The sequence below is a fragment of the Burkholderia sp. BCC1999 genome (assembly GCF_905339975.1).
Lineage (GTDB): Bacteria > Pseudomonadota > Gammaproteobacteria > Burkholderiales > Burkholderiaceae > Burkholderia.
Genome location: NZ_CAJPHP010000003.1, coordinates 313,457 through 339,080, shown reverse-complemented (window position 1 = coordinate 339,080; position 25,624 = coordinate 313,457). Strand labels below are relative to the sequence as shown.

Genomic DNA, 25,624 nt, shown 5'->3' with positions numbered 1-25,624 from the left:
AGTCCCTGCACAGAATACCCGGAGCGACAGATGACCCAAGAGACTCTCCACCTGCCCATCTACATGGATTACAGCGCGACGACGCCCGTCGATCCGCGCGTGGTCGACAAGATGGTGCCGTACCTGCGCGAGCAGTTCGGCAACCCGGCGTCGCGCAGCCACGCTTACGGCTGGGACGCGGAGCGTGCGGTCGAGGAAGCGCGCGAACAGGTGGCCGCACTCGTGAATGCCGATCCGCGCGAGATCATCTGGACGTCCGGCGCCACGGAATCGGACAACCTTGCGATCAAGGGTGCCGCGAACTTCTACAAGGGCAAGGGCAAGCACATCATCACGGTGAAGACCGAGCACAAGGCCGTGCTCGATACCTGCCGCGAGCTCGAGCGCGACGGTTTCGAAGTCACCTACCTCGACGTGAAGGATGACGGCCTGATCGACCTCGACGTGTTCAAGGCCGCGCTGCGCCCGGACACGATCCTCGTGTCGGTGATGCACGTGAACAACGAGATCGGCGTGATCCAGGACATCGAGACGATCGGTGAGCTCTGCCGCGAGAAGGGCATCGTGTTCCACGTCGACGCCGCCCAGTCGACCGGCAAGGTCGCGATCGACCTCGCGAAGCTGAAGGTCGACCTGATGTCGTTCTCGGCGCACAAGACCTACGGCCCCAAGGGCATCGGTGCGCTGTACGTGCGCCGCAAGCCGCGCGTGCGCATCGAAGCACAGATGCACGGCGGTGGCCACGAGCGCGGCATGCGTTCGGGCACGCTGCCGACGCACCAGATCGTCGGTATGGGCGAAGCGTTCCGCATCGCCCGCGAAGAAATGGCGACCGAGAACGAGCGCGTCCGCATGCTGCGCGACAAGCTGCTGCGCGGCCTGTCGCAGATCGAGGAAACCTACGTGAACGGCGACATGGAACGTCGTGTCCCGCACAACCTGAACATCAGCTTCAACTTCGTCGAAGGCGAGTCGCTGATCATGGCGATCAAGGATGTTGCGGTGTCGTCGGGCTCCGCGTGCACGTCGGCGTCGCTGGAGCCGTCGTACGTGCTGCGTGCGCTCGGCCGCAACGACGAACTCGCGCACAGCTCGATCCGCTTCACGGTCGGCCGCTTCACGACGGAGCAGGAAGTCGACTTCGTGATCAACCTGCTGAACAGCAAGATCGCGAAGCTGCGCGAACTGTCGCCGCTTTGGGAAATGCACCAGGATGGCATCGATCTGTCGACGATCGAATGGGCCGCACACTAATACCGCATTGAATGCACCCGCGGGCGGATTGACGCACGCAGACGTAACGAGTCAAGGAGTCTGAGTCATGTCTTACAGCAACAAGGTTCTGGATCACTACGAAAACCCGCGCAACGTCGGTTCGTTCGCGAAGGACGACGACACGGTCGGCACGGGCATGGTCGGCGCGCCGGCTTGCGGCGACGTGATGAAGCTGCAGATCCGCGTCGGCGCGGACGGCGTGATCGAAGACGCGAAGTTCAAGACGTACGGTTGCGGTTCGGCGATCGCGTCGAGCTCGCTCGTCACCGAGTGGGTGAAGGGCAAGACGCTCGACGAAGCACTGTCGATCAAGAACACGCAGATCGCCGAAGAACTCGCGCTGCCGCCGGTGAAGATTCACTGCTCGATCCTCGCGGAAGACGCGATCAAGGCAGCCGTGGCCGACTACAAGAAGCGCCACGACACCAAGGAAGGCGATCAGGCAGCAGCCTGAGCGGCATCGAGCGGCTAGAGAGGGAAACGCGGCGGGCCCCGGTGGCGCGCCGCAGCAAGGACATCATGGCAATTTCACTGACCGAAAAAGCAGCACAGCACGTCCAGAAATACCTCGTCCGTCGTGGCAAGGGTGTGGGCCTGCGGCTTGGCGTTCGCACGACCGGGTGCTCGGGGCTCGCGTACAAGCTCGAGTATGTCGACGAGCTGGCTCCCGAGGATCAGGTGTTTGAGAGCCATGGCGTGAAGGTGATCGTCGATCCGAAGAGTCTCGCGTACATCGACGGCACCGAGCTCGACTTCGCCCGCGAAGGCCTGAACGAAGGGTTCAAGTTCAACAACCCGAACGTGAAGGACGAGTGCGGTTGCGGCGAATCGTTCCGCGTGTGACGGGGATCTCCGCGCGATGCGGGCAAGAGGCGGCACGGGCCGCCTTTTTAATGTGCGGCGTTTGCCGCGCGACGAACCGGAATTGAACGCGACGATGGTCTCGCTGAAAGACAGCCACTTCGACCTGTTTCACCTGCCGGCGCAATTCGCGCTCGACGAAACGGCGCTCGACACCGCCTACCGGACGGTGCAGACGCAGGTGCATCCGGACCGCTTCGCGGCGGCCGGCGATGCACAGAAGCGCATCGCGATGCAATGGGCGACCCGCGCGAACGAGGCGTACCGCACGCTGCGCGATCCGCTGAAGCGCGCGTCCTATCTGCTGTCGCTGCGCGGCGTGGACATCGGCGCGGAAAACAACACGGCGATGGAGCCGGCGTTCCTGATGCAGCAGATGGAGTGGCGCGAGGGCATCGAGGATGCCGCGGCCGCCCGCAACGTCGACGCGCTCGACGGGTTGCTCGCCGAGTTGCGCGACGAGAAGCGCGTGCGTGTCGAGCGCCTCGGCACGCTGCTCGACAGCGGCGCCGACCAGGCCGCCGCGGAAGCCGTGCGCCAGCTGATGTTCATCGAACGCGTCGCGTCGGAAGTGGGCGCGCAGATCGAGCGCCTCGAAACTTAACCGCGTGCCTCGCGGCACGCGCAGCAAACGGGCCGAGCGCCCGAACGAACCAAGATGGCTTTACTGCAAATTTCCGAACCGGGCATGGCGCCGGCGCCGCACCAGCGGCGACTCGCCGTCGGGATCGATCTCGGCACGACGAACTCGCTCGTCGCGGCCGTGCGCAACAGCGTGCCGGAAGTGCTGCCGGACGAAGCGGGCCGCATGCTGCTGCCGTCGGTGGTCCGCTACCTCGAGAAGGGCGGCCGTCGCATCGGCCACGAAGCGAAGGAGCAGGCCGCCACCGATCCGCGCAACACGATCGTGTCGGTCAAGCGCTTCATGGGCCGCGGCAAGGCCGAGGTCGAAGGTGCGGCAAACGCACCGTACGAATTCGTCGATGCGCCGGGCATGGTGCAGATCCGTACGATCGACGGGGTAAAGAGCCCGGTCGAAGTGTCGGCCGAAATTCTCGCGACGCTGCGCTATCGCGCCGAGGATTCGCTCGGTGACGATCTGGTCGGCGCGGTGATCACGGTGCCCGCGTATTTCGACGACGCGCAGCGTCAGGCAACCAAGGATGCCGCGCGCCTCGCGGGCCTCAACGTGCTGCGCCTGCTGAACGAACCGACTGCCGCGGCGATTGCCTACGGCCTCGACAACGGGGCCGAAGGCCTCTACGCGGTGTACGACCTCGGCGGCGGCACGTTCGACCTGTCGATCCTGAAGCTGACGAAGGGCGTGTTCGAAGTGCTGGCCGCAGGCGGCGATTCCGCGCTCGGCGGCGACGATTTCGACCATGCGCTGTTCGATCACGTGCTCGCGCAGGCCGGCATCGACGCGAAGACGCTGGCGCCCGAAGACGTGCGCCTGCTGCTCGACCGTGTGCGTGTGCTGAAGGAAGCGCTGTCCGCCGCGCCGCAAGCGTCGCTGGATGTCACGCTGTCGGGCGGTGCGCACCTCGTGCAGGCGATTACGCATGACACGTTCGCGTCGCTCGTCGAGCCGCTCGTGCAGCGTACGCTCTCGCCGACCCGCAAGGCGTTGCGCGACGCGCAGGTCACGCCGGCCGACATCAAGGGTGTCGTGCTGGTCGGCGGCGCGACGCGCATGCCGGTGATCCGCGACGCGGTCGCGAAATATTTCGGCCAGCCGCCGCTCGTGAACCTCGATCCGGACCAGGTTGTCGCGCTCGGTGCGGCGATCCAGGCCGACCTGCTTGCGGGCAATCGCGGTACCGGCGACGACTGGCTGCTGCTCGACGTGATTCCGCTGTCGCTCGGCGTCGAGACGATGGGTGGCCTCGTCGAGAAGATCATTCCGCGCAACTCGACGATTCCGATCGCGCGTGCGCAGGAATTCACGACCTTCAAGGACGGCCAGACCGCCATGGCGATCCACGTCGTGCAGGGCGAGCGCGAGCTCGTCGCCGACTGCCGGTCGCTCGCGCGCTTCGAGCTGCGCGGCATTCCGCCGATGACGGCCGGCGCCGCGCGCATTCGCGTGACCTATCAGGTCGACGCGGACGGCCTGCTGTCGGTGTTCGCACGCGAACAACTGTCGGGCGTCGAGGCGTCGGTCGTCGTGAAGCCGTCGTACGGCCTCGCCGACGACGACATCGCGAAGATGCTCGAGGACAGCTTCAAGACGGCCGAAATCGACATGCGCGCCCGCGCGCTGCGCGAAGCGCAGGTCGAGGCCGAGCGGATGCTCGAGGCGACACAGGCTGCGCTGGCGGCCGACGGCGAACTGCTCGATGCCAACGAGCGTACGCAGGTCGATGCGCTTGCCGCCGCGCTGCGCGCGGTCGCGCAGGGCGACGATACGAACGCGATCGAAGCGGCGACCAAGTCGCTGGCCGACGGCACCGACGAATTCGCGGCGCGCCGGATGGACAAGAGCATCAAGCGCGCGCTGTCGGGCCGCCGGCTCGACGAGATCTGAACTTGCGAACCGCGCATCGGCTGGCGACGGCCTGCGCGCGATAATGAACCGTGCGGCGCCCGGCGCCGCACCCTGACTGACGGAACGGACATGCCTCAACTGGTAGTGCTGCCTCACGTCGAACTGTGTCCGGATGGCGCAGTGATCGACGCGACGCCCGGCAAGAGTATTTGCGACAACCTGCTCGATCACGGGATCGAGATCGAGCACGCATGCGAGAAGTCGTGCGCATGCACGACGTGCCACGTGGTGATCCGCGAGGGCTTCAACGATCTGACGCCGTCCGAGGAGGACGAAGACGATCTGCTGGACAAGGCGTGGGGCCTCGAGCCGACGTCGCGCCTGTCGTGCCAGGCGATCGTGAAGGAAGATTCGGACCTGGTGGTCGAGATTCCGAAGTACTCGATCAACCACGCGAAGGAAAACCACTGACCTAAACCGGAGGCAGGCGATGAAATGGACCGATTCGCGTGAAATAGCCATTGCGCTGGCGGACAAGCACCCGGACATCGACCCGCAGCGGATCAACTTCGTCGACCTGCGACAGTGGGTGCTCGAACTCGACGGCTTCGACGACGATCCCAAGCACTCCGGCGAGAAGATCCTCGAAGCGATCCAGGCACACTGGATCGACGAATCGGATTTCGACGACGAGGACTGACCGACCGGGCACCGCGTGTGCCGCACTGGCGCGTACGGCACCAATGAAAAACGGCTCGTGAGCACCTGCTCACGAGCCGTTTTTGTTTTCAGGCCGCTTGCCCGCGTACGACACGCGGGCAGGGGGCACCGATGCGATCAGGCGATTACGCGCCGACCAGCGTGCCGTTCTCGATCCGCACGCGCTGGCCCTGGCCGAACGGCGGCGGGTTGTGGTACGTGAACGTGCGCGTCGCGCCGCTCTCCATCTGCACTTGCACCTGATAGTCGGTTTCCGCGCGCACCTGCTTCTCGACCTGGTTGCCGGCGAGACCGCCGCCCAGCGCGCCGATGATCGTCATCGCGGTGCGGCCGTTGCCGTGACCGAACTGGTTGCCGAGCAGGCCGCCGGCCGCAGCGCCGCCCACGGCGCCGATCCCCGAACTCTGGCCCGGCGTGCGCGTCTGCGAAATCGCGACGACCGTGCCGCAGCTCTGGCAGTAGGTCTGGGCCGGCGCCGACGGCTGTTGCGCGTATTGCGGCGGCTGCGGTGCCGTCGCATGACGGCGGTGCACCGGCGCTGCCGGACGCGGCGCGGGCTTCGGCTCGGCCTGTGCGACGGCAGCCTTCTGCTGCGCGGCGGCCTGTTCGGCTGCCTGCTGCTGTGCTTGCGCGGCCAATGCCGCACTGGCGGCCGCAGCCGTATCGACGGCCGGCTGCGATGCGATCAGCGCAGCCTGGGTCTGGCCGTTCTGTGCGTTGCTGCTGCTCGCCTTCGGGAACACGCCCGTGATCGCGGCCGTCGCCGCGAGGCTGGCGACGATGACGGCGCCGGCTGCGGTGGCGATGAGCGGGTGGAGGCGTTGCTTTTGCGGCGTGGTCTGATTCTGGTTGTCCATTTTTTTCTCCGATGTCGATCCGGGTCGGCGCTGCGGGCCGGGCAGGATCCCACGCTCGGGAGCGAGCAGACCGGGCGTTCCTGCGCCTGGTTCTGGTCCCGTGGTCATGCGTGGTGACGCAACAGGAGTGTCGTCCAGCGGCGTGCGGCGCACCGTATCAAGGTGTAACGAATTGCAGCGGGGCGCTGGCGGTCGTGACAGGGAAAACCCGGAGAAGGCCGTCGCGACGAGGGAATAAAACGGGGTAGGATCGAAAGCCGGCGAACGCGGGCTGATGGGATTTACGCGTCGTTACAAAGCTGACGCGTGCGCGCCGCAGGGCGCGGCGCACACGCGGGCGCGGCGATCAGTCTTCGCGGCGCAGGTGGGGGAACAGCAGCACGTCGCGGATCGTCGGGCTGTCGGTCAGCAGCATCACGAGACGGTCGATGCCGATCCCGCAGCCGCCGGTCGGAGGCATCCCGTACTCGAGCGCGCGGATGTAGTCGGCGTCGAAGAACATCGCCTCCTCGTCGCCTGCATCCTTCTGCTCGACCTGCTTCTTGAAGCGTGCGGCCTGGTCTTCCGGATCGTTCAGCTCCGAGAAGCCGTTCGCGATTTCGCGGCCCGTCATGAACAGCTCGAAGCGCTCGGTGATGCCCGGCACCGTATCCGATGCGCGTGCGAGCGGCGACACCTCGACCGGGTAGTCGATGATGAACGTCGGTTCCCATAGCTGCGCTTCGGCCGTTTCCTCGAACAGCGCGAGCTGCAGCGCGCCGATGCCCGCGTTCAGGAACGCCGGCTGCGACACGTCGACGCCGAAGCGCTTCAGTTCGGTGCGCAGGAACGCGTCGTCCGACAGCTGGCCGGCGGTGTAGTCCGGTGCGTACTTCTGGATCGCCTGCGTGATCGTCAGGCGATGGAACGGCTTCGCGAGGTCGAGCTCACGGCCTTGATACTGGATCGTCGCGGTGCCGAGCGCATCGATTGCCGCCTGGCGGATCAGTTGCTCGGTGAAGTCCATCAGCCAGCGGTAGTCGGTGTACGCGGCGTAGAACTCCATCATCGTGAATTCCGGGTTGTGACGCGGCGACACGCCTTCGTTCCGGAAGTTGCGGTTGATCTCGAACACGCGCTCGAAGCCGCCGACGATCAGGCGCTTCAGGTACAGCTCCGGCGCGATGCGCAGGAACATCTGCATGTCGAGCGCATTGTGATGCGTGACGAACGGCTTCGCCGCCGCGCCGCCCGGGATCGGGTGCAGCATCGGCGTTTCGACTTCCATGAACTCGGCGTTGTCCATGAACTTGCGGATCGACGCGATCGTCTTCGTGCGGGCGCGGAACGTGTCGCGCGTTTCCGGCGTGACGATCAGGTCGACGTAGCGCTGGCGGTAGCGCATTTCCTGGTCGGACAGGCCGTGGAACTTGTCCGGCAGCGGACGCAGCGCCTTCGACAGCAGGCGCAGCTCCTTGCACTGGACCGACAGCTCGCCCTTGTTGGTACGGAACAGCACGCCGCGCGCGGCGACGATGTCGCCGAGGTCCCACTTCTTGAATGCGTCGTAGGTTTCGGCGCCGACGTCGTTGGGCGTCACGAAGAACTGGATCTGGCCCGAACCGTCCTGCACCGTCGCGAAGCTCGCCTTGCCCATCACGCGCTTGAGCATCATGCGGCCGGCCACCGACACCTCGACCGGGTTCGCTTCGAGCGCGGCTTTGTCCGACTCGGCGAATTTCGCCTGCAGGTCGGCTGCGTGGTGCTCGGGCCGGAAATCGTTCGGGTAGGCGACGCCTTGCTCGCGCAGGGCGCGCAGCTTCTCGCGGCGCTCGGCGATGATCTGGTTTTCGTCCGCCGTGACGGCGGGCTGCGTTTGGGTCGGTTCGGTCATGATGGTCGGAATTCGGAGTGGGTGCGGCAACGCAAACGGGAAGGGCGGCGCGGGCCAGGCCGCGCCGCGGCGCTTACACGCCCTGTTTGAGGCTGGCGCTGATGAAGTCGTCGAGATCGCCGTCGAGCACCGCACGCGTGTTGCTCATTTCGACGTTCGTACGCAAGTCCTTCACGCGGCTCTGGTCGAGCACGTACGAGCGGATCTGGTGGCCCCAGCCCACATCGGTCTTGCTCGATTCGAGCTTGTCCTGTTCGGCCTGGCGCTTGCGCATCTCGACTTCGTACAGGCGCGACTTCAGCATCGCCATCGCTTCTGCGCGATTGCGGTGCTGCGAGCGGTCGTTCTGGCACTGCACGACGATACCGGTCGGCATGTGCGTGATCCGCACCGCGGAGTCGGTTTTGTTGATGTGCTGACCGCCCGCGCCCGATGCGCGGTACGTGTCGATGCGCAGGTCGGCCGGGTTGATCTCGACTTCGATCGAGTCGTCGATTTCCGGATAGACGAACACCGACGAGAACGACGTGTGGCGGCCGCCCGACGAGTCGAACGGCGATTTGCGCACGAGGCGGTGGATGCCCGTTTCGGTGCGCAGGAAGCCGTATGCGTATTCGCCCGTGACCTTGACCGTCGCGTTCTTGATGCCGGCGACGTCGCCGTCGGACTCTTCGAGCACCTCGGCCTTGAAGCCCTTGCGCTCGCAGTAGCGCAGGTACTGGCGCAGCAGCATCGATGCCCAGTCGCACGCCTCGGTGCCGCCGGCGCCGGCCTGGATGTCGATGAAGCAGTTGTTCGGGTCAGCCGGGTTCGAGAACATCCGGCGGAACTCGATGTCGCCGACACGCGCTTCGAGCTTCGCGGCGTCTTCTTCCGACGCGAGGAGCGTGTCCTCGTCACCTTCCTCGCGCGCCAGCTCGAACAGGTCGAGCGCGTCGCGCAGGTCGCCATCCAGCGCGGTGAGCGTCGTGACGACGCCTTCGAGCAGCTTCTTCTCGCGACCGAGCGCCTGGGCGTTCTTCGAATCGTTCCAGACGTTCGGGTCTTCGAGTTCCTTGTTGACTTCGGTCAGACGCGCAGCTTTGGCGTCGTAGTCAAAGATACCCCCGAAGCTCGCCCGCGCGGTTGCGCAGGTCGAGCAGGGAGCTTTCGATCGCGTTGAGACGTTCCGCTTCCATGATCGTTCGCTATTCTTGCTTCGTAAAAAAGCGGAATTATAGCCGATCGGCAGGGTTGCCCGGTGACGCAAACGGTGCGCGCACGTGTGCCGCGGCGCCATCCGGCGCGGCGCGCATGCCGGGGCGGGCGCGGCAGCGGGCCGGTTGGCGCGCGCTCAGCCGGCTGCGTGCTCGACGATCAGCTGGACGCGCGTGACGCCGTTCCACGTGTCGGCGACGAGCCGGTACGCGACCAGCGCGCTCTCGGGCAGCGGTTCGGTGTGGTTGAACCAGATCGCATTGAAGCGCTGGCGGCCGCGCGCAAGCTGCAGCTTCAGGTGCTTCTCCTTCACGAGCGACTGCGACACGACGTCGAATTCGCCCGAGAAAAGCGGGGCCGGAAAACCTTGCCCCCACACGGCCTCGTCGAGCAGGCCGACGAACTGCGGCGTGAAGTACGCGTCCTCGAGTTCGCCGTCGGTCTCGATCACGCGGGCGAGCGCGTCGTCGGACAGCCATTCGCGCGCGACGGCCTCGAACGCGGCCGCGAAGCGCGGCACGTTCTCGGTGTCGAGCGTGAGTCCGGCCGCCATCGCATGGCCGCCGAATGCGACGATCAGGTCCGGTTCGCGCTTCGACACGAGGTCGAGCGCGTCGCGCAGGTGGAAGCCGGCGATCGACCGGCCCGAACCCTTGACCCGCTTGCCTTCCTCGTCGGCGTGCGCGAACGTGAACGACGGGCGGTGGAATTTTTCCTTGAGCCGGCCGGCGACGATGCCGATCACACCCTGGTGCCACTCGGGATTGAACAGCGTGATCGTGCACGCGTCGGCCGGGTCGACGTCGGCGAGATCGGCGAGCGCCTGCTGCTGCATGCCGGCCTCGATCTCGCGGCGTTCGCGGTTCATCCCGTCGAGCTGCTGCGCGAGGTCCCACGCGCGGCCGATGTCGTCGGTGATCAGGCACTCGATGCCGAGCGACATGTCGGACAGCCGCCCGGCGGCGTTCAGGCGCGGGCCGAGGCCGAAGCCGAGGTCGAAGCCCGACGCGGTGCGCGCTTCACGCGCGGCGGCACGGAACAGTGCGGCGATGCCCGGCTGCATGCGGCCGTTGCGGATGCGTTGCAGCCCCTGCGCGACCAGCACGCGGTTGTTGCCGTCGAGCCGCACGACGTCGGCGACGGTGCCGAGCGCGACGAGGTCGAGCAGCCCGTCGAGGCGCGGCTCGGCTTCCTTGCTCGCGAATGCGCCGCGGCGGCGCAGCTCGGCGCGCAGCGCGAGCAGCACGTAGAACATCACGCCGACGCCGGCGAGGTGCTTGCTCGGGAACGCGCAGCCGGGCTGGTTCGGGTTGACGATCGCGCGGGCCGTGGGCAGTGCGTCGCCGGGCAGGTGGTGGTCGGTCACGAGCACGTCGATGCCGCGGGCGTTCGCGGCTTCGACGCCCGCGACGCTGGCGATCCCGTTGTCGACGGTGATCAGCAGGTCGGGCTTGCGCGCGGCGGCGAGTTCGACGATTTCGGGCGTGAGGCCGTAGCCGTATTCGAAGCGGTTCGGCACCAGGTAGTCGATCTGCGCGCCGAACATCCGCAGGCCGCGCACCGCGACCGCGCAGGCGGTCGCGCCGTCGCAGTCATAGTCGGCGACGACGAGCAGGCGTCGCTTGTCGGCGATCGCGTCGGCGAGCAGCGACGCCGCATCGGCGCAGCCCTTCAGTTCGGTGGGCGGGACGAGGCGCGCAAGTGCAGTCTCGATGTCGGCGGGCGACTGCACGCCGCGCGACGCATACAGGCGCGCGAGAACGGGGTGCAGGCCGTGGCGCGCGAGCACTTCGGCGTCGGCGGGCGCGACGGGGCGGGTAACGATCCGGGTCATACGCAGTGGGTGGGTTATTCGAACAGGGAGGCGAGCGCGCGGCGGCGCCAGAACTTGCGCAGGTCGCCGCGCGTCGCGTGCAGCGTCACGGAGCTCGTGTCGCCGCACAGCGTGACATCGACGCTCGACAACGCGCCGTTCCGCAGCGCGGCGAGGGCCGGTGCGAACCAGTCGCGCTCGAGCGCGACGAGCCCGTCGTGCCAGCGCGCCCAGTCCTGCTCGATGAACGGCGTGGTCAGCGCCGGCAGTTCGACGAGCGTTGTGCCGTCGGCGGCGGGCAGCGCGTCGAACGTCGCGGGCGGGCTGCCGGCTTCGGTTTGCGCGGCGCGCGCGAGGCCGAGCGCCGCGGGCGACGCGGACAGCACGCGCGCGAACGGCTTGCCGACCGGCTTCAGCGTGCCCTGTGCATGGAACCAGATCGAATTGACGGCCGGCAGCCCGCGCGCTTCGCGAGCGTCGTTGACCGGGTGCTGAAACCACGCCATCTGCACTTCGTTCTGCAGTTTCATCCACATCCGCGAGCGTTCGCCGGTGTGGGCTTCGTGCGGCAGCCAGATCTCGATGTTGCGGCCGCTTGCGCGCAGCGGCGCGGCGCCGGCCAGCCGGGCGAGCTGGTCGCTCGACAGGTACCAGCGCGCCGGGTTCGGCGCTTCGAGCCGCACGCCGAGCTCCTCGATCAGCGGTCGCGCGACCGCGAGCAGCGCGGCTGCGTCACCTTCGTCGAGCGCGAGGGCGGCCGGGTCGACGAGCACCAGGTGATCGTGGGCGATTTCGACGTGCACGGGCTCGACGCACGCCCACGCTTGCGTGCCGGGATCGCCGCCATCCGCCAGCAACATGTAGGGCGCGAGCGGCGCCTCGTCCGCGGCGTTGCCCTGGGTCGCGCCGAACTGGCGGGCCAGCCAGCGCTCGTGCGGCAGTGTGCGCTGGAAGTCCTCGCCGGCCACGCGCTCGACGAGGCTGGCGCGGGCGAGCAACTTTTCGAGCGCGGGGCTGTCCAGCGTGTGCAGGGACGAGGCCGCATCGGCCGCCGACGGCAGCGCGAACGGAACGAGAAAATGGAGGCGTCGGTCGTGCATGATGGTGCGCATTGTATGGCAAACTGCGCGCGTGATCGGGCCGGCTGACGGCCCGTTTGCGTCCGGCGGCCGTTTTTCGACCGTGCCCGGGCCGGTGGCCGCCACCGGGTGGCGGGCCGGCCGCGGGGCGCCTCCCCGCCGTAACCAGCAGAAAGGATTCGCTTGAAACTTCCGTACGAATGGCAGATCGGCTGGCGCTACACGCGCGCCGGCAAACGCACGACCGGCAACGGCTTCATTTCCTTCATCGCGCTCGTGTCGATGCTCGGGATCGCGCTCGGTGTCGCGGCGCTGATCGTCGTGCTGTCGGTGATGAACGGCTTCCAGAAGGAAGTGCGCGATCGCATGCTGTCGGTGCTCGCGCACGTCGAGGTGTTCTCGCCGACGGGCTCGATGCCCGACTGGCAACTGACCGCGCAGGAAGCGCGCCGCAATCCGTCGGTGATCGGCGCGGCGCCGTACGTCGACGCGCAGGCGCTGCTCACGCGCCAGGACGCGGTGAGCGGCGTGATGCTGCGTGGCGTCGAGCCGACACTCGAGCCGCAGGTGTCGGACATCGGCAAGGACATGAAGGCCGGCCAACTCGCCGCGCTCGTGCCGGGTCAGTTCGGCATCGTGCTTGGCGATGCGCTCGCCGGCAACCTCGGCGTGACGGTCGGCGACAAGGTCACGCTGGTCGCGCCGGAAGGGTCGATCACGCCGGCCGGCATGATGCCGCGCCTGAAGCAGTTTACGGTCGTCGGCGTATTCGAGTCGGGCCACTACGAATACGACAGCACGCTCGCGATGATCAACATTCGCGACGCCGAGGCGCTGTTCCGGATGGTCGCACCGACCGGCGTGCGGCTGCGTCTGAAGGACATGCAAAAGGCGCCGGACGTGGCGGTCGAGCTGTCGCATACGCTGTCGGGCAGCCTGTACATCCGCGACTGGACCCAGCAGAACAAGACCTGGTTCTCGGCCGTGCAGATCGAGAAGCGGATGATGTTCATCATCCTCACGCTGATCATCGCGGTGGCCGCGTTCAACCTCGTGTCGTCGCTCGTGATGACGGTGACCAACAAGCAGGCCGACATCGCGATCCTGCGCACGCTCGGCGCGCAGCCGGGGTCGATCATGAAGATCTTCGTCGTGCAGGGCGTGACGATCGGCTTCGTCGGCACCGCGTCGGGCGTCGCGCTCGGCTGCCTGATCGCGTGGAGCATCCCGTGGCTGATCCCGATGATCGAGCACCTGTTCGGCGTGCAGTTCCTGCCGCCGTCGGTGTACTTCATCAGCGAGCTGCCGTCCGAACTCGTCGCGAGCGACGTGATCCGGATCGGGCTGATCGCGTTCGCGCTGTCGGCCGTCGCGACGCTCTACCCGAGCTGGCGCGGCGCGAAGGTGAAGCCGGCGGAGGCGCTCCGTTATGAATGACCGCGCGACCGCATTGGCGGATTCACGACAACACAACAGACAGGATTCGGCTGGTATGCAGGAATACGTGCTTCAGGCGCGCGGGATCACGAAGGCGTTCGTGCAGGGCGGCTTCAACGTGCAGGTGCTCAACAATACCGAGCTGACGGTGCGGCGCGGCGAGAAGCTCGCGGTCGTCGGCGCGTCGGGCTCCGGCAAAAGTACGCTGCTGCACGTGCTCGGCGGGCTCGACGAGCCGAGCGCGGGCGAGGTGTCGCTGCTCGGCAAGCCGTTTACGCAACTCGCCGAGCGCGAGCGCAACGAGCTGCGCAATCGTGCGCTCGGTTTCGTCTATCAGTTCCATCACCTGCTGCCCGAATTCACCGCGCTCGACAACGTCGCGATGCCGCTGCGCATCCGCCGGATGACGACCGAGGCCGCGCGTGCCGAGGCGCAGACGATGCTCGAGCGCGTCGGTCTCGGCCCGCGCGCGAAGCACCGGCCGGGCGAGCTGTCGGGCGGCGAGCGGCAGCGCGTCGCGATCGCGCGTGCGCTGGTCACGAAACCCGCGTGCGTGCTCGCCGACGAGCCGACCGGCAACCTCGACGGTACGACGGCCGACACGGTGTTCAACCTGATGCTCGAACTGTCCGAGACGCTCGAAACGAGCTTCGTGATCGTCACGCACGATCCCGATCTCGCCGCGCGCTGCGACCGCATCATGCGGTTGCGCGACGGCGTGCTGTACGAGGAGCCGGCGTTGCCGGTGTAAGAAGCGAACGCTTTCGGGCTGCTGCCGGGTGCGTCCCGGCGCGGTGCGAGGGCGCAGGACTGCCGCCATGTGGATCGACACGCACTGCCATCTCGATGCCGCCGAGTTCGACGCCGACCGCGACGCGGTCGCGCACGCGGCGCGCGCGGCCGGCGTGTCGCGCATCGTGATCCCGAGCATCGGGCGCGACAACTTCACGACGGTGCGCGAACTCGCGCAACGCACGCCGGGCGCCGTCTATGCGCTCGGCATCCATCCTATGTATACGCCGCAGGCGCGTGACGAGGATCTCGACCGCCTGCGCATGGAAATCGAGGCGAGCCTCGACGATCCGCGCTTCGTCGCGATCGGCGAGATCGGCCTCGACTATTTCGTGCCGGGGCTCGACGAAGACCGGCAGCAGTTCTTCTATCAGGGGCAGCTCAAGCTGGCGCGCGAATTCGACCTGCCCGTGCTGTGTCACGTGCGCAAGTCGCAGGACCGCGTGCTCGCCGGGCTGCGCCGTTTCGGCGTGCGGCGCGGCATCGCGCATGCGTTCAACGGCAGTTTCCAGCAGGCCGAAGCGTATCTCGCGCAAGGGCTGCACCTTGGCTTCGGCGGCAACGTGACGTTCACGCGTGCGCTGCAGATCCGCCGCCTTGCGACGGAGTTACCGCTCGACGCGCTCGTCGTCGAGACCGACGCCCCCGACATCGCGCCCGAATGGGCGTACAAGTCCCGCAACACGCCCGACCAGGTGCCGCGCATCGGCGACGTGCTCGCCGAACTTCGCGGGCTCGACGCCGGTGCCGTGTCCCTATGCACTTCGGCTAACGCGCTCGCCGCGCTGCCGCGACTCGCACTTTCGTCCGCATAATCGTTGCCGGAAGGCGCCGCATTCGTCATCGCGGCGCCAGGTCGACGAGGAGGTGGAATGCGCGTGGCGTGGATCGCGTTCGCGCTCGGCGTCGTCGTGCTGCAGCGGCAGGCGGCGTTGCCGGGTGCGATCGCATGGGTGGCCGGGGCGGCCATGCTCGCCGGATGCGCGGCGCTGGGTGCGTGGTGCATGCGTCGACGGCGTACGCGTACGACGGCCGCACTCGGCTGGATGCTGTGCGCGCTCGCGGCCTGCGTCGCGGGATTCGGCTACGCGGCCGTGCGCGCCGAATGGCGGCTGGGCGACAGCCTGCCGGCGGAATGGGAAGGGCGCGACATCGTCGTCACGGGCGTGATCAGGGGGCTGCCCGTCGTCGACGAGCGCGGCGCGCGGCTGCTGTTCGCGGTCGAGTCGAACGATGCGGGGCTGACCAGTTTTCCGCCGTTGATCCGGCTGTCGTGGCGCACGTACGGCAGGCCCGCGACACGCGAAGCGCTGCCCGACCTGCGCGCCGCACAGCGCTGGCGTTTCGTCGTGCGCCTGAAGCGGCCGCATGCGGAGGCCAATCCCGGCGTGCGCGACAGCGAGGCGGCGTGGCTCGCGGCGGGCATTCGTGCCATCGGGTACATCAGCACACCACGGCGGGCGGCATTGCTCGACGCGCGCGCATCGGGATGGCGTGCGACGATCGATCGACTGCGCGACGCGCTGCGGGCCCGTATCGGCGAGACGCTCGGTGTCGACGCGGCGCATCGCGGCATCGTCGCCGCGCTGGCGATCGGCGACCAGTCGGGCATCGGCGACGACGACTGGCGCGTCCTGCGCAACACCGGCACGAGCCACCTGATCGCGATTTCCGGCCTGCATGTCGGGTTGGTCGGCGCGATCGCGGGCGGGCTCGTGTCGATGGTCTGGCGCCAGCTGCGCTGGCGCGCGCGGGCCGCGGCGCTCGTGTTGCCTGCGCAGTACGCGGCCGCGCTTGCCGCCCTGGTGGCCGCGGCCGGTTATGCGGCGCTCGCCGGCTTCAACGTGCCGGCGCAGCGCGCGTGGTGGATGATCGCGGGCGGTGGCATCGCGTATCTGGCCGGACGCAGCGTGCCGACGTCGGCGGTGCTGTGCACGGCGCTCGGCGGCGTGCTGCTGGCCGATCCGTGGGCGGTGCTGTCGGCCGGGTTCTGGCTGTCGTTCGGTGCGGTCGCCGTGATCCTGCTGGCGGTTGCTGGCTGGCGCGCGGTGCGGGAGGCGAACGCGGAAGGCGACGAGGGCGGCGGCGTGGTCGGCCTGTCGAGCCGGTTGGGCGCGTGGGGCATGCGCGCGGGACGTCGTCTCGCCGAGGCCACGCGCGTGCAGTACGCGGTGACGATCGGCCTCGCGCCGCTCACGGCCGCCTGGTTTGCGCAGATTTCGCTGTCGGGCCCGTTCGGCAATGCATTCGCGATTCCGTGGGTCAGCTCGGTCGTGACGCCGGTCGTGCTGGCCGGCATCGCGCTGCCCGCGCCACTCGACGCGTATGCGTTTCGGCTCGCGCACGCGGCGCTCGAACCGATGATGACGTTGCTCGAGCACCTCGCCGACTGGCCGGCTGGCGTGTTCTGGCTGCCGATGCCCGAGTGGCCGGTGCTCGCGCTGGCCTGCGTGGGTGTCGTGTGGGCGCTGATGCCGCGCGGCTGGCCGTTGCGCTGGGCGGCGCCGCTCACGTGGCTGCCGCTCGTTGCGCCGGCGCCCGACACGCCGCTGCCGGGCGGTTTCAGGCTGACCGTGCTGGACGTCGGGCAGGGCGCGTCGGTGCTGGTTGAAACCGCGCGGCGGACCTTGCTGTTCGATGCGGGGCCGGGCGCGGAGTCGACGCATGCCGGTGCGCGGATCGTCGCGCCGGCATTGCGCTCGCGCGGCATCGCGGTGATCGATTCGCTCGTGCTCAGTCACGCGCATGCCGACCACACGGGCGGCGCACCGGCCGTCTATGCGGCCGCCGACGTGCGCCAGTTGCTGGCGGGCGTTCCGCCAAAGAGCGGACTGTGGCGCGATGCGACGGCTGCCGGCGTGGCCGACCGGCTGCCGTGCGCGGCCGGGCAGCGCTGGACCTGGGACGGTGTCGTGTTCACGATGCTCTGGCCGTCGAGCGGCCCGGACACGGGTTCGTCGAACGGGCAGTCGTGCGTGCTGCGCATCGATGCGGGCGGGACGTCCGCGCTGCTGACGGGCGACATCGAAGCGCCCGCCGAACGCCGGCTCGTGAGCGCCGCGCGCGACGCGCTGGCCGCCCAGATCCTGGTCGTGCCGCACCACGGTAGCCGTACGTCGTCGGTCGAGCCTTTCCTCGATTCGGTCGGGCCGCGCGTCGCGGTATTTCCTGTAGGCTATCGCAATCGTTTCGGGCATCCGCACCGGAGCGTCCTCGCACGCTACGAGGCGCGCGGGATTCCGCTGCCGCGCACCGATCGCGACGGCGCCATACGGTTCGACGTCGCGCCGGCCGATGGCGGGTTCGCATTCGTGCGTTATCGCGACGAGCGGCGCCGGTACTGGATGGGCCGGTGAGTGCGGCGAAGGCCGGCGTATCAGGCAAGAAAACGCGGGGCCGGCGGGTAAAGTGCCGAAGCAGGGCCCGGTAGAAAATGAAGCACGGGAGCGGAGCAGTGACGAAGCACCCACTCCGGTCGACCGCGAAGCACGGGACGGGAGCAAGTGCTCAGGCACCCACTCTCGTCGACCGCGAAGCACGGGACGGGAGCAAGTGCTCAGGCACCCACTCCCGTCGATCGCGAAGCATGGGACGAGAGCAAGTGCTCAGGCATCCACTCTCGTCGACCGCGAAGCATGGGACGAGAGTAAGTGCTAAAGCACTAACTCTCGTCGACAAAGGAGACAACGGCGTTTGAAGGACATCCTCCACTTCTCGCATGCGAACGGCTTCCCGGCGTCGACGTATCGGACGATCTTCGCCGAACTGGCCGACGACTACGAGCTGCGCTACATCGAACGGATCGGCCACGACCGCCGCTATCCGGTGACGCGCGACTGGCCGCACCTCGTCGAGCAGCTGCTCGACGACATCGGCAGGCGCTACGAGCGCCCGGTATGGCTCGTCGGCCATTCGCTCGGCGGCTACCTGTCGCTGATGGCCGCGCTGAAGAAGCCGCAATGGGTGCGCGGCGTCGTGATGATCGATTCGCCGATCATCGCGGGCTGGCGTGCCGGCGCACTGCGCGCGAGCCAGTGGGCAGGGCTCGACGAGCGGCTGTCGCCGGCCGCCGCGACGCGCAACCGGCGCACGCGCTGGGTCAGCCGCGACGAAGTCTGGCGGCACTTCCGCGAGAAGCCGGCGTTCGCGCGCTGGGACGAACGGATGCTGGCCGACTACATCGACTACGGGATTCCGCAGGCCGGCGCCGACGGCGAGCGGGCGTTGGCGTTCGACCGCCAGGTCGAGTATCTGATCTACCGTACACTGCCGCACACGATCGGCCCGCGGCTCGCGCACGGCGCACCGGTGCCGCTCGGCTTCCTGGCCGGCACGCGTTCGCGCGAGGTGCGGCAGGTCGGGCTCGACGCGACGCGGCGCGCGGCGCGCGGCCGCGTCGAGTGGCTCGAAGGCAGTCACCTGTTCCCGATGGAGCGGCCGCTCGAGACCGCCCGCGCATTGCAGCGGATGCTGAATTCGCTGAAGGCGGAGGAGGGCGGCGTTTCGCAGGTCAGCGCGCCGCTCGCGAAGCGCGCCTGACGCGTCGCGCGGGCCGCCGCGCGTCGACCGGCCGGCCGGTTTGCCCCGGCGCGCTCGGCTGGCGCGGGTCGGCGCGAAAGGGCGCGATCATCGCGCCAATTGCTGAGAGAAGGGCGGGCTTTACGGTATAATCCGTTTTTCCCGCGAGCATCCAGCGATGACCAAATATGTTTTCGTCACCGGCGGCGTAGTTTCTTCCCTTGGCAAGGGTATTGCCGCCGCTTCCCTCGCCGCGATCCTAGAATCGCGCGGTCTGAAAGTCACCCTCCTCAAACTCGATCCGTACATCAACGTCGACCCCGGCACGATGAGCCCGTTCCAGCACGGCGAAGTGTTCGTGACGGAAGACGGAGCGGAGACCGACCTCGACCTCGGCCACTATGAGCGCTTCATCAGCACGAAGATGCGCAAGGCCAACAACTTCACGACCGGCCAGATCTACGAATCGGTGATCCGCAAGGAACGCCGCGGCGACTATCTCGGCAAGACCGTGCAGGTCATTCCGCACATCACGAACGAAATCCAGGCGTTCATCGAGCGCGGGGCCGCGTCGGCCACCTGCGGTGAGCCGGATGTCGCGATCGTCGAGATCGGCGGCACGGTCGGCGACATCGAGTCGCTGCCGTTCCTCGAGGCTGCGCGCCAGATGAGCCTGCGTCTCGGTCGCAACAGCGCGTGCTTCGTGCACCTGACGCTGGTGCCGTACGTCGCGACGGCCGGCGAGCTGAAGACGAAGCCGACCCAGCACAGCGTGCAGAAGCTGCGCGAGATCGGCATCCTGCCGCACGTGCTGCTGTGCCGTGCCGACCGCCGCATCCCCGACGACGAATCGAAGAAGATCTCGATGTTCTCGAACGTGCCGGAAGACGCCGTGATCTCGGTGTGGGACGCCGACAGCATCTACAAGATTCCGCAGATGCTGCACGACCAGGGCCTCGACCGCATCATCTGCGAGGAACTGAAGCTGTCGCCGAAGGACGCCGACCTGAGCATGTGGTCGGCGCTCGTCGAGAAGCTCGAGAACCCGAAGCACGAAGTGACGATCGGCATGGTCGGCAAGTACGTCGACCTGACCGAGTCGTACAAGTCGCTGATCGAGGCGCTGCGCCACGCATCGCTGCACACGTCGACCAAGGTCAACATCGAGTACATCGACTCGGAAGAGATCGAGGCGAACGGTGTCGACAGCCTGAAGCATCTCGACGCCGTGCTGGTGCCGGGTGGTTTCGGCCGTCGCGGCACGGAAGGCAAGATTGCGGCGATCCGCTACGCGCGCGAAGCCAAGGTGCCGTATCTCGGCATCTGCCTCGGCATGCAGCTCGCGGTGATCGAATTCGCGCGCGACGTCGTCGGCCTGAAGCAGGCGAACAGCACGGAATTCGAGCCGGACACGCCGGAACGCGTGGTCGCGCTGATCACCGAGTGGTATGACCGCGACGGCAAGGTCGAGACGCGCACCGAGGAATCCGACCTCGGCGGCACGATGCGCCTCGGTTCGCAGCGCTGCCCGATCAAGCCGGGCACGATGGCGGAAGAAATCTATGGCAAGGACGTGAACGAACGCCATCGCCACCGTTATGAAGTCAATAACCGCTTCGTGCCCCAGCTCGAAGCCGGCGGCCTTATCATCAGCGCCCGTACCCCGAGCGAGGATCTGCCGGAAATGATGGAGCTGCCGCGTTCGATGCACCCGTGGTTCGTCGGCGTCCAGTTCCACCCGGAATTCACGTCCACGCCGCGTGACGGTCATCCCCTCTTCAAGTCGTTCGTCGAAGCTGCGCTGGCCAACAAGCAAGCGCCCGGAGTGTAAAGCATGAAGCTGTGCGATTTCGAGGTCGGTCTCGACAAGCCTTTCTTCCTGATCGCGGGTACCTGCGTCGTCGAATCGGAGCAAATGACGATCGACACGGCGGGCCGCCTGAAGGAGATCTGCGAGAAGCTGAACGTTCCGTTCATCTACAAGTCGTCCTACGACAAGGCGAACCGCAGTTCGGGCAAGTCGTTCCGTGGCCTCGGAATGGACGAAGGCCTGCGGATCCTGTCCGAGGTGAAGCGCCAGCTCGGCCTGCCGGTGCTGACCGACGTGCATTCGATCGACGAGATCGAGCAGGTCGCGTCGGTCGTCGACGTGCTGCAGACGCCGGCGTTCCTGTGCCGCCAGACAGACTTCATCCACGCGTGCGCACGCTCGGGCAAGCCCGTCAACATCAAGAAGGGCCAGTTCCTCGCGCCGCACGACATGAAGAACGTGATCGACAAGGCGCGCGACGCGGCACGTGAAGCGGGGCTGTCGGAAGACCGCTTCATGGCGTGCGAGCGCGGCGTCTCGTTCGGCTACAACAATCTCGTGTCGGACATGCGTTCGCTCGCGATCATGCGCGAGACGAACGCGCCGGTCGTGTTCGACGCGACCCACTCGGTGCAGTTGCCGGGCGGGCAGGGCACGAGCTCGGGCGGCCAGCGAGAATTCGTGCCGGTGCTCGCGCGTGCGGCGGTCGCGACGGGTGTCGCCGGCCTCTTCATGGAAACGCACCCGAATCCGGCGGAAGCGAAGTCGGACGGCCCGAACGCGGTGCCGCTGAACCGGATGGGTGCGCTGCTGGAGACGCTGGTCACGCTCGACCAGGCGGTGAAGCGCAATCCGTTCCTGGAAAACGATTTCAATTAAAGATCGAATGAACCTTGCGACGGCTTCGCGCGTCTGTAGCGAAAGCGGTTCAGGCGTGCGCGCCGTCGCAGTTTGAAGAATCCATCGTCATTCTCAGAGGAAACCCATGAGTGCCATCGTAGATATCATCGGCCGCGAGATTCTGGATTCGCGCGGCAACCCCACCGTCGAATGCGACGTGCTGCTCGAATCGGGCACGATGGGCCGCGCGGCGGTGCCGTCGGGCGCGTCCACCGGCTCGCGTGAAGCGATCGAACTGCGCGACGGCGAAGCCGGCCGCTACAACGGCAAGGGCGTGCTGAAGGCAGTCGAGCACATCAATACCGAAATCTCCGAAGCCATCATGGGCCTCGACGCGTCGGAACAGGCGTTCCTCGACAAGACGCTGCTCGAGCTGGACGGCACCGACAACAAGTCGCGTCTCGGCGCGAACGCGATGCTGGCCGTGTCGATGGCCGTCGCGAAGGCCGCTGCCGAAGAGGCAGGCCTGCCGCTGTACCGCTACTTCGGCGGCTCGGGCGCGATGCAGCTGCCGGTGCCGATGATGAACATCGTCAACGGCGGCGCGCACGCGAACAACAGCCTCGACATCCAGGAATTCATGATCGTCCCGGTCAGCCAGCCGACGTTCCGTGAAGCCCTGCGTTGCGGCGCGGAAGTGTTCCACGCGCTGAAGAAGATCCTGAGCGACCGCGGCATGAGCACGGCAGTCGGCGACGAAGGCGGCTTCGCACCGAACTTCGGCAGCAACGACGAGTGCCTGTCGACGATCCTGCAGGCGATCGAGAAGGCCGGCTACCGCGCGGGCGAAGACGTGCTGCTCGCGCTCGACTGCGCGGCATCCGAGTTCTACCACGACGGCAAGTACCAGCTCGCGGGCGAAGGCCTGCAACTGTCGTCGGCCGAATTCACCGACTACCTCGCGACGCTCGCCGACAAGTTCCCGATCGTGTCGATCGAGGACGGCATGCACGAAAGCGACTGGGAAGGCTGGAAGCTGCTGACCGACCGCCTCGGCAAGAAGGTGCAGCTGGTCGGCGACGACCTGTTCGTCACGAACACGCGCATCCTGAAGGAAGGCATCGAGAAGGGCATCGCGAACTCGATCCTCATCAAGATCAACCAGATTGGTACGCTGACCGAAACGTTCGCGGCGATCGAAATGGCGAAGCGCGCGGGCTACACGGCCGTGATCTCGCACCGCTCGGGCGAAACGGAAGATTCGACGATCGCGGACATCGCGGTCGGCCTGAATGCCGGTCAGATCAAGACGGGTTCGCTGTCGCGCAGCGACCGCATCTCGAAGTACAACCAGTTGCTGCGCATCGAGGAAGATCTCGGCGACATCGCAAGCTACCCGGGTAAATCGGCTTTCTATAACCTGCGCTAACGCGCTACTATCGGGTTCGTCATATCGACGCCGCTCTGTGCACGTGCGCGGAGCGGCGCTTCTTATATCTGCGTCTCTTACATGCGGCTTGTCACTGTCGTCCTGATTGCCTTGCTGGCGCTCATTCAGTACCCCCTATGGTGGGGACACGGCGGCTGGCTGCGGGTGCATGAATTGCGTCAGCAGCTCGACGACCAGCTCCAGAAGAATGCGGACGAAAAGCTGCGCAACGAGCGCACGGCCGGCGAAGTGCAGGATCTGCAGAGCGGCACCGCGGCCATCGAGGAGCGTGCGCGCTACGAGATGGGCATGGTGAAGGACGGCGAAGTATTCGTGCAGTTCGTGTCGCCGAATGCGCCCGCAGGCCCGCTGAACAACACGCCGTCGAACACGTCGACGCGCGGTACCGTCTCCGCGGCGCCGGTGCGTGTCGTGCCGAACCCGCAGTCGATTGCGAAGCCGTCGCGGCATCATGGCGGCGACAAGGGCAAGGCCGCGCATCACTGATCGCGATACCTCGAACCCATTGAAAAAGCGCGGGAAATACCGCGCTTTTTTATTTCCTGCCAGTCGTCAATCGATCGATTGACCGCTCACCACCACCAGCCCGGGTAGCCGTAGCTGACACCCGTTCCCCAGCGATTTCCCCATCCGCCGTAATACCCGCCGTAGACGGTCACGGGCGGTGGCGAGTAGTACGCCCATGCGCGTGCGGCTGCCTCGGCCGCGATGGCGCTGTTCTGTTCGCGCAGCACCTGCTGGTCGATCTCGTCGTAGCGCTTGCGTTCGGCGCTCGAGAGCGCGGGCGGCTGGCCACCCGACGCGCCCGGCTCGGGCAGGCGGCTCAGGATCGTGGACGTCGGCGGCGGCATCGCGCAGCCGGTGAGCGCGAGCGTGCCGGCGGCGACGCTCGTCAGGATGAGGGTGCGAAACGGGCGGAGGCGATTCATGTGTTTCTCCTGCAGCGCGCCGACGGCGGGAAGTGGTGTGCACCGAAGGCCGAGCCTCCGGTGCCTGAGCCGTGCGTGCGGCGCTCGTGCGTCATTATGCGCCCGTGCCCGGATGGCGGGCACGAGCGCGCCGCTCAGTGACGCTGGTCGGTTGCCGGCGCGATGCCGGTTTCGACGCCGGGTGCTGCGAACAACTGCGCGACGTCGACGGGATCGAACTCGTAGCGCTGGTTGCAGAACTCGCAGTGGATCTCGACGTGGCCGCGCTCGACGATCACGCTGTCGACTTCATCGCGGCCGAGCATGCGCAGCATCGCGCCCACTTTCTCGCGCGAGCACGAGCACTGGAAACGCGTGCCGGCCGGTTCGAAGTGCTGCACGTTTTCCTGCCAGAACAGCCGGCGGAACACGACTTCCGGTTCGACCTCGAGCAGTTCCTTGGCGGACAGCGTGCCGCCGAGCGTGCAGACGCGCTCCCACGTGTCGATATCGGTTTCGGCGTTGCGCGGCACGATGCCGCCGTCGCCCGGCAGCTTCTGCAACAGCATGCCGACCGCGCGGTCGCGATCGGCCGCGAGCCACAGCCGCGTATCGAGCTGCTCCGAGTGATGCATGTAGTGCTCGAGCACCTGCGACACCGACTCGAGCGGGCCGTCGACGCCGTTCAGCGGCACGATGCCCTGGTACGGCTGCTGGCCCGGCAGCTTGTCGGCCGGGTCGAGCGTGATCACGCAACGGCCGTGGCCGCTCGCGTTGACGAGCGACGCGAAGCTGGTATCGTCGCCGATCGTTTGCGCCGCGTCGCCGGCGAACTTCGCGGTGGCCCGCATCGACAGATCCGAACCGCACTGGACGACCAGCATCTGGACCGGCCCGTCGCCGAAGATCTGCATGATCAGGGTGCCGTGAAATTTCAGGTTCGCGGACAGCAGCGCGCACGCGGCCATCATCTCGCCGAGCACCGTGCGCACGGGGGCAGGGTAGTCGCGGCGGGCGAGCACTTCCTGCCACGTATTGCGCAGCGAAACGATCTCGCCGCGCACGGGCGCCGCATTGAACATGAATTTCTGTAACTGGTCGCTCACTCTTCTTCCTTGAAATCCGCGCGAATCACCCGATCCGCACGAGTTGCTCCTTGAAATGCGCGCGCCGCTCGACATACGTCTTCGCGTTTGCGCGCAGCCGCGCGATGTCTTCCGCCGACAGCTCGCGCACGACTTTCGCCGGTGCGCCGAGAATCAGCGAGTTGTCCGGGAACGTCTTGCCTTCCGTCACGACCGCGCCTGCGCCAACCAGACAGTTGCGGCCGATGACCGCACCATTCAAGACCACCGCCTGAATCCCGATCAGCGAACCTTCGCCGATCGTGCAGCCGTGCAGCATCGCCTGGTGCCCGATCGTCACGTTTTCGGCAATCGTCAGCGGAAAGCCCGGGTCCGTGTGCAGGACCGCGCCTTCCTGGACGTTGCTGCCGGCGCCGACGGCAATGGTTTCGTTGTCGCCGCGAATCGTCGCACCGAACCACACGCTCGCGTTCTCCTCGAGCACGACCTTGCCGATGATGGCCGCCGTGTCGGCGACGAATACGCTTTCGTGGATCGTCGGGGCCGTCTCGCCCAGTTTGTAGATCGTCACGGAGTCTCCTTGTCTCTTCGATGATGGGCGCCGGTAGAATGGCGCGTCCG

The 25,624-nt window shown here is 67.2% G+C and carries 24 protein-coding genes; 16 read left to right on the top strand and 8 right to left on the bottom strand.

Translation table 11 applies throughout. The features are described 5' to 3' along the window. Nucleotides 1-30 precede the first annotated feature (30 nt). The 7 genes from U5809_RS06240 (at nucleotide 31) to iscX (ending at nucleotide 5,324) form a co-directional block, all read left to right on the top strand. Nucleotides 31-1,254, top strand: coding sequence for an IscS subfamily cysteine desulfurase (locus U5809_RS06240; RefSeq protein WP_322085894.1), 1,224 nt, complete (start codon nucleotides 31-33; stop codon nucleotides 1,252-1,254). A 67-nt stretch (nucleotides 1,255-1,321) separates the two neighbouring features. Beyond that, nucleotides 1,322-1,729, top strand: a complete 408-nt coding sequence (gene iscU, locus U5809_RS06235) for a Fe-S cluster assembly scaffold IscU (protein ID WP_006481982.1) — start codon at nucleotides 1,322-1,324, stop codon at nucleotides 1,727-1,729. A gap of 65 nt (nucleotides 1,730-1,794) precedes the next feature. Continuing rightward, a complete protein-coding gene (iscA, locus tag U5809_RS06230; RefSeq protein WP_011352561.1) occupies nucleotides 1,795-2,118 on the top strand; it encodes an iron-sulfur cluster assembly protein IscA in 324 nt (107 codons plus the stop codon). A gap of 94 nt (nucleotides 2,119-2,212) precedes the next feature. Then, nucleotides 2,213-2,740, top strand: a complete 528-nt coding sequence (gene hscB / locus U5809_RS06225) for a Fe-S protein assembly co-chaperone HscB (RefSeq protein ID WP_176047509.1) — start codon at nucleotides 2,213-2,215, stop codon at nucleotides 2,738-2,740. Nucleotides 2,741-2,794: 54 nt separating this feature from the next. Beyond that, the gene (gene hscA / locus U5809_RS06220; RefSeq protein WP_322085893.1) at nucleotides 2,795-4,663 is read left to right on the top strand and encodes a Fe-S protein assembly chaperone HscA; all 1,869 of its coding nucleotides are present in this window, start codon (nucleotides 2,795-2,797) and stop codon (nucleotides 4,661-4,663) included. 90 nt (nucleotides 4,664-4,753) lie between these two features. Next, nucleotides 4,754-5,095 carry an ISC system 2Fe-2S type ferredoxin gene (gene fdx / locus U5809_RS06215; RefSeq protein ID WP_006478392.1) on the top strand — a complete coding sequence of 114 codons (342 nt, stop codon included), beginning with the start codon at nucleotides 4,754-4,756 and terminating at the stop codon, nucleotides 5,093-5,095. 19 nt (nucleotides 5,096-5,114) lie between these two features. Further along, the gene (iscX, locus tag U5809_RS06210; RefSeq protein ID WP_021157676.1) at nucleotides 5,115-5,324 is read left to right on the top strand and encodes a Fe-S cluster assembly protein IscX; all 210 of its coding nucleotides are present in this window, start codon (nucleotides 5,115-5,117) and stop codon (nucleotides 5,322-5,324) included. Nucleotides 5,325-5,469: 145 nt separating this feature from the next. Here iscX and U5809_RS06205 read toward each other — a convergent pair whose 3' ends face one another. The 5 genes from U5809_RS06205 to U5809_RS06185 all read right to left on the bottom strand — a co-directional run bounded on the left by U5809_RS06205 (nucleotide 5,470) and on the right by U5809_RS06185 (nucleotide 12,184). Further along, nucleotides 5,470-6,201, bottom strand: coding sequence for a glycine zipper 2TM domain-containing protein (locus tag U5809_RS06205; RefSeq protein ID WP_322085892.1), 732 nt, complete (start codon nucleotides 6,199-6,201; stop codon nucleotides 5,470-5,472). Between the two features lie 346 nt (nucleotides 6,202-6,547). After that, nucleotides 6,548-8,074 carry a lysine--tRNA ligase gene (gene lysS / locus U5809_RS06200; RefSeq protein ID WP_282505519.1) on the bottom strand — a complete coding sequence of 509 codons (1,527 nt, stop codon included), beginning with the start codon at nucleotides 8,072-8,074 and terminating at the stop codon, nucleotides 6,548-6,550. A 73-nt stretch (nucleotides 8,075-8,147) separates the two neighbouring features. Then, nucleotides 8,148-9,252 (bottom strand): peptide chain release factor 2 gene (gene prfB / locus U5809_RS06195; protein ID WP_124455448.1). Its coding sequence is split into 2 segments (ribosomal slippage): nucleotides 8,148-9,170 and nucleotides 9,172-9,252, totalling 1,104 coding nucleotides; the frame shifts between segments, so codons are not numbered across the junction. A gap of 155 nt (nucleotides 9,253-9,407) precedes the next feature. Next, a complete protein-coding gene (gene recJ, locus U5809_RS06190; RefSeq protein WP_322085891.1) occupies nucleotides 9,408-11,105 on the bottom strand; it encodes a single-stranded-DNA-specific exonuclease RecJ in 1,698 nt (565 codons plus the stop codon). Between the two features lie 14 nt (nucleotides 11,106-11,119). After that, nucleotides 11,120-12,184, bottom strand: coding sequence for a regulator (locus tag U5809_RS06185; protein ID WP_322085890.1), 1,065 nt, complete (start codon nucleotides 12,182-12,184; stop codon nucleotides 11,120-11,122). Between the two features lie 162 nt (nucleotides 12,185-12,346). On the opposite strand from U5809_RS06185, the gene U5809_RS06180 reads away from it, so the two are divergent. From U5809_RS06180 to ftsB, 9 genes are all read left to right on the top strand, one after another. After that, nucleotides 12,347-13,600, top strand: a complete 1,254-nt coding sequence (locus tag U5809_RS06180) for a lipoprotein-releasing ABC transporter permease subunit (RefSeq protein WP_175829644.1) — start codon at nucleotides 12,347-12,349, stop codon at nucleotides 13,598-13,600. After that, a complete protein-coding gene (gene lolD, locus U5809_RS06175; RefSeq protein ID WP_415877928.1) occupies nucleotides 13,593-14,351 on the top strand; it encodes a lipoprotein-releasing ABC transporter ATP-binding protein LolD in 759 nt (252 codons plus the stop codon). The genes U5809_RS06180 and lolD overlap by 8 nt, the downstream gene beginning before the upstream one ends. Nucleotides 14,352-14,418: 67 nt before the next feature. Then, nucleotides 14,419-15,207 carry a TatD family hydrolase gene (locus tag U5809_RS06170; protein WP_176047455.1) on the top strand — a complete coding sequence of 263 codons (789 nt, stop codon included), beginning with the start codon at nucleotides 14,419-14,421 and terminating at the stop codon, nucleotides 15,205-15,207. 57 nt (nucleotides 15,208-15,264) lie between these two features. Continuing rightward, a complete protein-coding gene (locus U5809_RS06165) occupies nucleotides 15,265-17,748 on the top strand; it encodes a DNA internalization-related competence protein ComEC/Rec2 (protein ID WP_322085889.1) in 2,484 nt (827 codons plus the stop codon). A 337-nt stretch (nucleotides 17,749-18,085) separates the two neighbouring features. Then, on the top strand, nucleotides 18,086-18,931 hold the full coding sequence (locus U5809_RS06160; RefSeq protein ID WP_282505514.1) for an alpha/beta fold hydrolase: 846 nt from the start codon (nucleotides 18,086-18,088) through the stop codon (nucleotides 18,929-18,931). Nucleotides 18,932-19,088: 157 nt separating this feature from the next. Continuing rightward, nucleotides 19,089-20,741, top strand: coding sequence for a CTP synthase (locus U5809_RS06155; RefSeq protein WP_322085888.1), 1,653 nt, complete (start codon nucleotides 19,089-19,091; stop codon nucleotides 20,739-20,741). A 3-nt stretch (nucleotides 20,742-20,744) separates the two neighbouring features. Continuing rightward, nucleotides 20,745-21,599, top strand: a complete 855-nt coding sequence (kdsA, locus tag U5809_RS06150) for a 3-deoxy-8-phosphooctulonate synthase (RefSeq protein WP_047898480.1) — start codon at nucleotides 20,745-20,747, stop codon at nucleotides 21,597-21,599. A 106-nt stretch (nucleotides 21,600-21,705) separates the two neighbouring features. Next, complete coding sequence (eno, locus tag U5809_RS06145; RefSeq protein ID WP_011352544.1) at nucleotides 21,706-22,989, top strand: phosphopyruvate hydratase; 1,284 nt, start codon at nucleotides 21,706-21,708, stop codon at nucleotides 22,987-22,989. An 81-nt stretch (nucleotides 22,990-23,070) separates the two neighbouring features. Further along, on the top strand, nucleotides 23,071-23,496 hold the full coding sequence (gene ftsB, locus U5809_RS06140; RefSeq protein WP_027784847.1) for a cell division protein FtsB: 426 nt from the start codon (nucleotides 23,071-23,073) through the stop codon (nucleotides 23,494-23,496). Nucleotides 23,497-23,582: 86 nt separating this feature from the next. Here ftsB and U5809_RS06135 read toward each other — a convergent pair whose 3' ends face one another. From U5809_RS06135 to U5809_RS06125, 3 genes are all read right to left on the bottom strand, one after another. After that, nucleotides 23,583-23,939 (bottom strand): hypothetical protein, encoded by a 357-nt coding sequence (locus tag U5809_RS06135; RefSeq protein WP_322085887.1) that lies wholly within the window; start codon nucleotides 23,937-23,939, stop codon nucleotides 23,583-23,585. Nucleotides 23,940-24,073: 134 nt separating this feature from the next. Beyond that, a complete protein-coding gene (gene hslO / locus U5809_RS06130; protein WP_176047451.1) occupies nucleotides 24,074-25,024 on the bottom strand; it encodes an Hsp33 family molecular chaperone HslO in 951 nt (316 codons plus the stop codon). Between the two features lie 25 nt (nucleotides 25,025-25,049). Next, a complete protein-coding gene (locus U5809_RS06125) occupies nucleotides 25,050-25,574 on the bottom strand; it encodes a gamma carbonic anhydrase family protein (protein ID WP_176047450.1) in 525 nt (174 codons plus the stop codon). Nucleotides 25,575-25,624 lie beyond the last annotated feature (50 nt).

Bases quoted from the DNA above. Each gene is read 5' to 3' on its own strand.
- U5809_RS06240 (WP_322085894.1), top strand. From the start codon at position 31: ATGACCCAAGAGACTCTCCACCTGCCCATCTACATGGATTACAGCGCG.
- iscU (WP_006481982.1), top strand. From the start codon at position 1,322: ATGTCTTACAGCAACAAGGTTCTGGATCACTACGAAAACCCGCGCAAC.
- iscA (WP_011352561.1), top strand. From the start codon at position 1,795: ATGGCAATTTCACTGACCGAAAAAGCAGCACAGCACGTCCAGAAATAC.
- hscB (WP_176047509.1), top strand. From the start codon at position 2,213: ATGGTCTCGCTGAAAGACAGCCACTTCGACCTGTTTCACCTGCCGGCG.
- hscA (WP_322085893.1), top strand. From the start codon at position 2,795: ATGGCTTTACTGCAAATTTCCGAACCGGGCATGGCGCCGGCGCCGCAC.
- fdx (WP_006478392.1), top strand. From the start codon at position 4,754: ATGCCTCAACTGGTAGTGCTGCCTCACGTCGAACTGTGTCCGGATGGC.
- iscX (WP_021157676.1), top strand. From the start codon at position 5,115: ATGAAATGGACCGATTCGCGTGAAATAGCCATTGCGCTGGCGGACAAG.
- U5809_RS06205 (WP_322085892.1), bottom strand. From the start codon at position 6,201: ATGGACAACCAGAATCAGACCACGCCGCAAAAGCAACGCCTCCACCCG.
- lysS (WP_282505519.1), bottom strand. From the start codon at position 8,074: ATGACCGAACCGACCCAAACGCAGCCCGCCGTCACGGCGGACGAAAAC.
- recJ (WP_322085891.1), bottom strand. From the start codon at position 11,105: ATGACCCGGATCGTTACCCGCCCCGTCGCGCCCGCCGACGCCGAAGTG.
- U5809_RS06185 (WP_322085890.1), bottom strand. From the start codon at position 12,184: ATGCACGACCGACGCCTCCATTTTCTCGTTCCGTTCGCGCTGCCGTCG.
- lolD (WP_415877928.1), top strand. From the start codon at position 13,593: ATGAATGACCGCGCGACCGCATTGGCGGATTCACGACAACACAACAGA.
- U5809_RS06170 (WP_176047455.1), top strand. From the start codon at position 14,419: ATGTGGATCGACACGCACTGCCATCTCGATGCCGCCGAGTTCGACGCC.
- U5809_RS06165 (WP_322085889.1), top strand. From the start codon at position 15,265: ATGCGCGTGGCGTGGATCGCGTTCGCGCTCGGCGTCGTCGTGCTGCAG.
- U5809_RS06155 (WP_322085888.1), top strand. From the start codon at position 19,089: ATGACCAAATATGTTTTCGTCACCGGCGGCGTAGTTTCTTCCCTTGGC.
- kdsA (WP_047898480.1), top strand. From the start codon at position 20,745: ATGAAGCTGTGCGATTTCGAGGTCGGTCTCGACAAGCCTTTCTTCCTG.
- eno (WP_011352544.1), top strand. From the start codon at position 21,706: ATGAGTGCCATCGTAGATATCATCGGCCGCGAGATTCTGGATTCGCGC.
- ftsB (WP_027784847.1), top strand. From the start codon at position 23,071: ATGCGGCTTGTCACTGTCGTCCTGATTGCCTTGCTGGCGCTCATTCAG.
- U5809_RS06135 (WP_322085887.1), bottom strand. From the start codon at position 23,939: ATGAATCGCCTCCGCCCGTTTCGCACCCTCATCCTGACGAGCGTCGCC.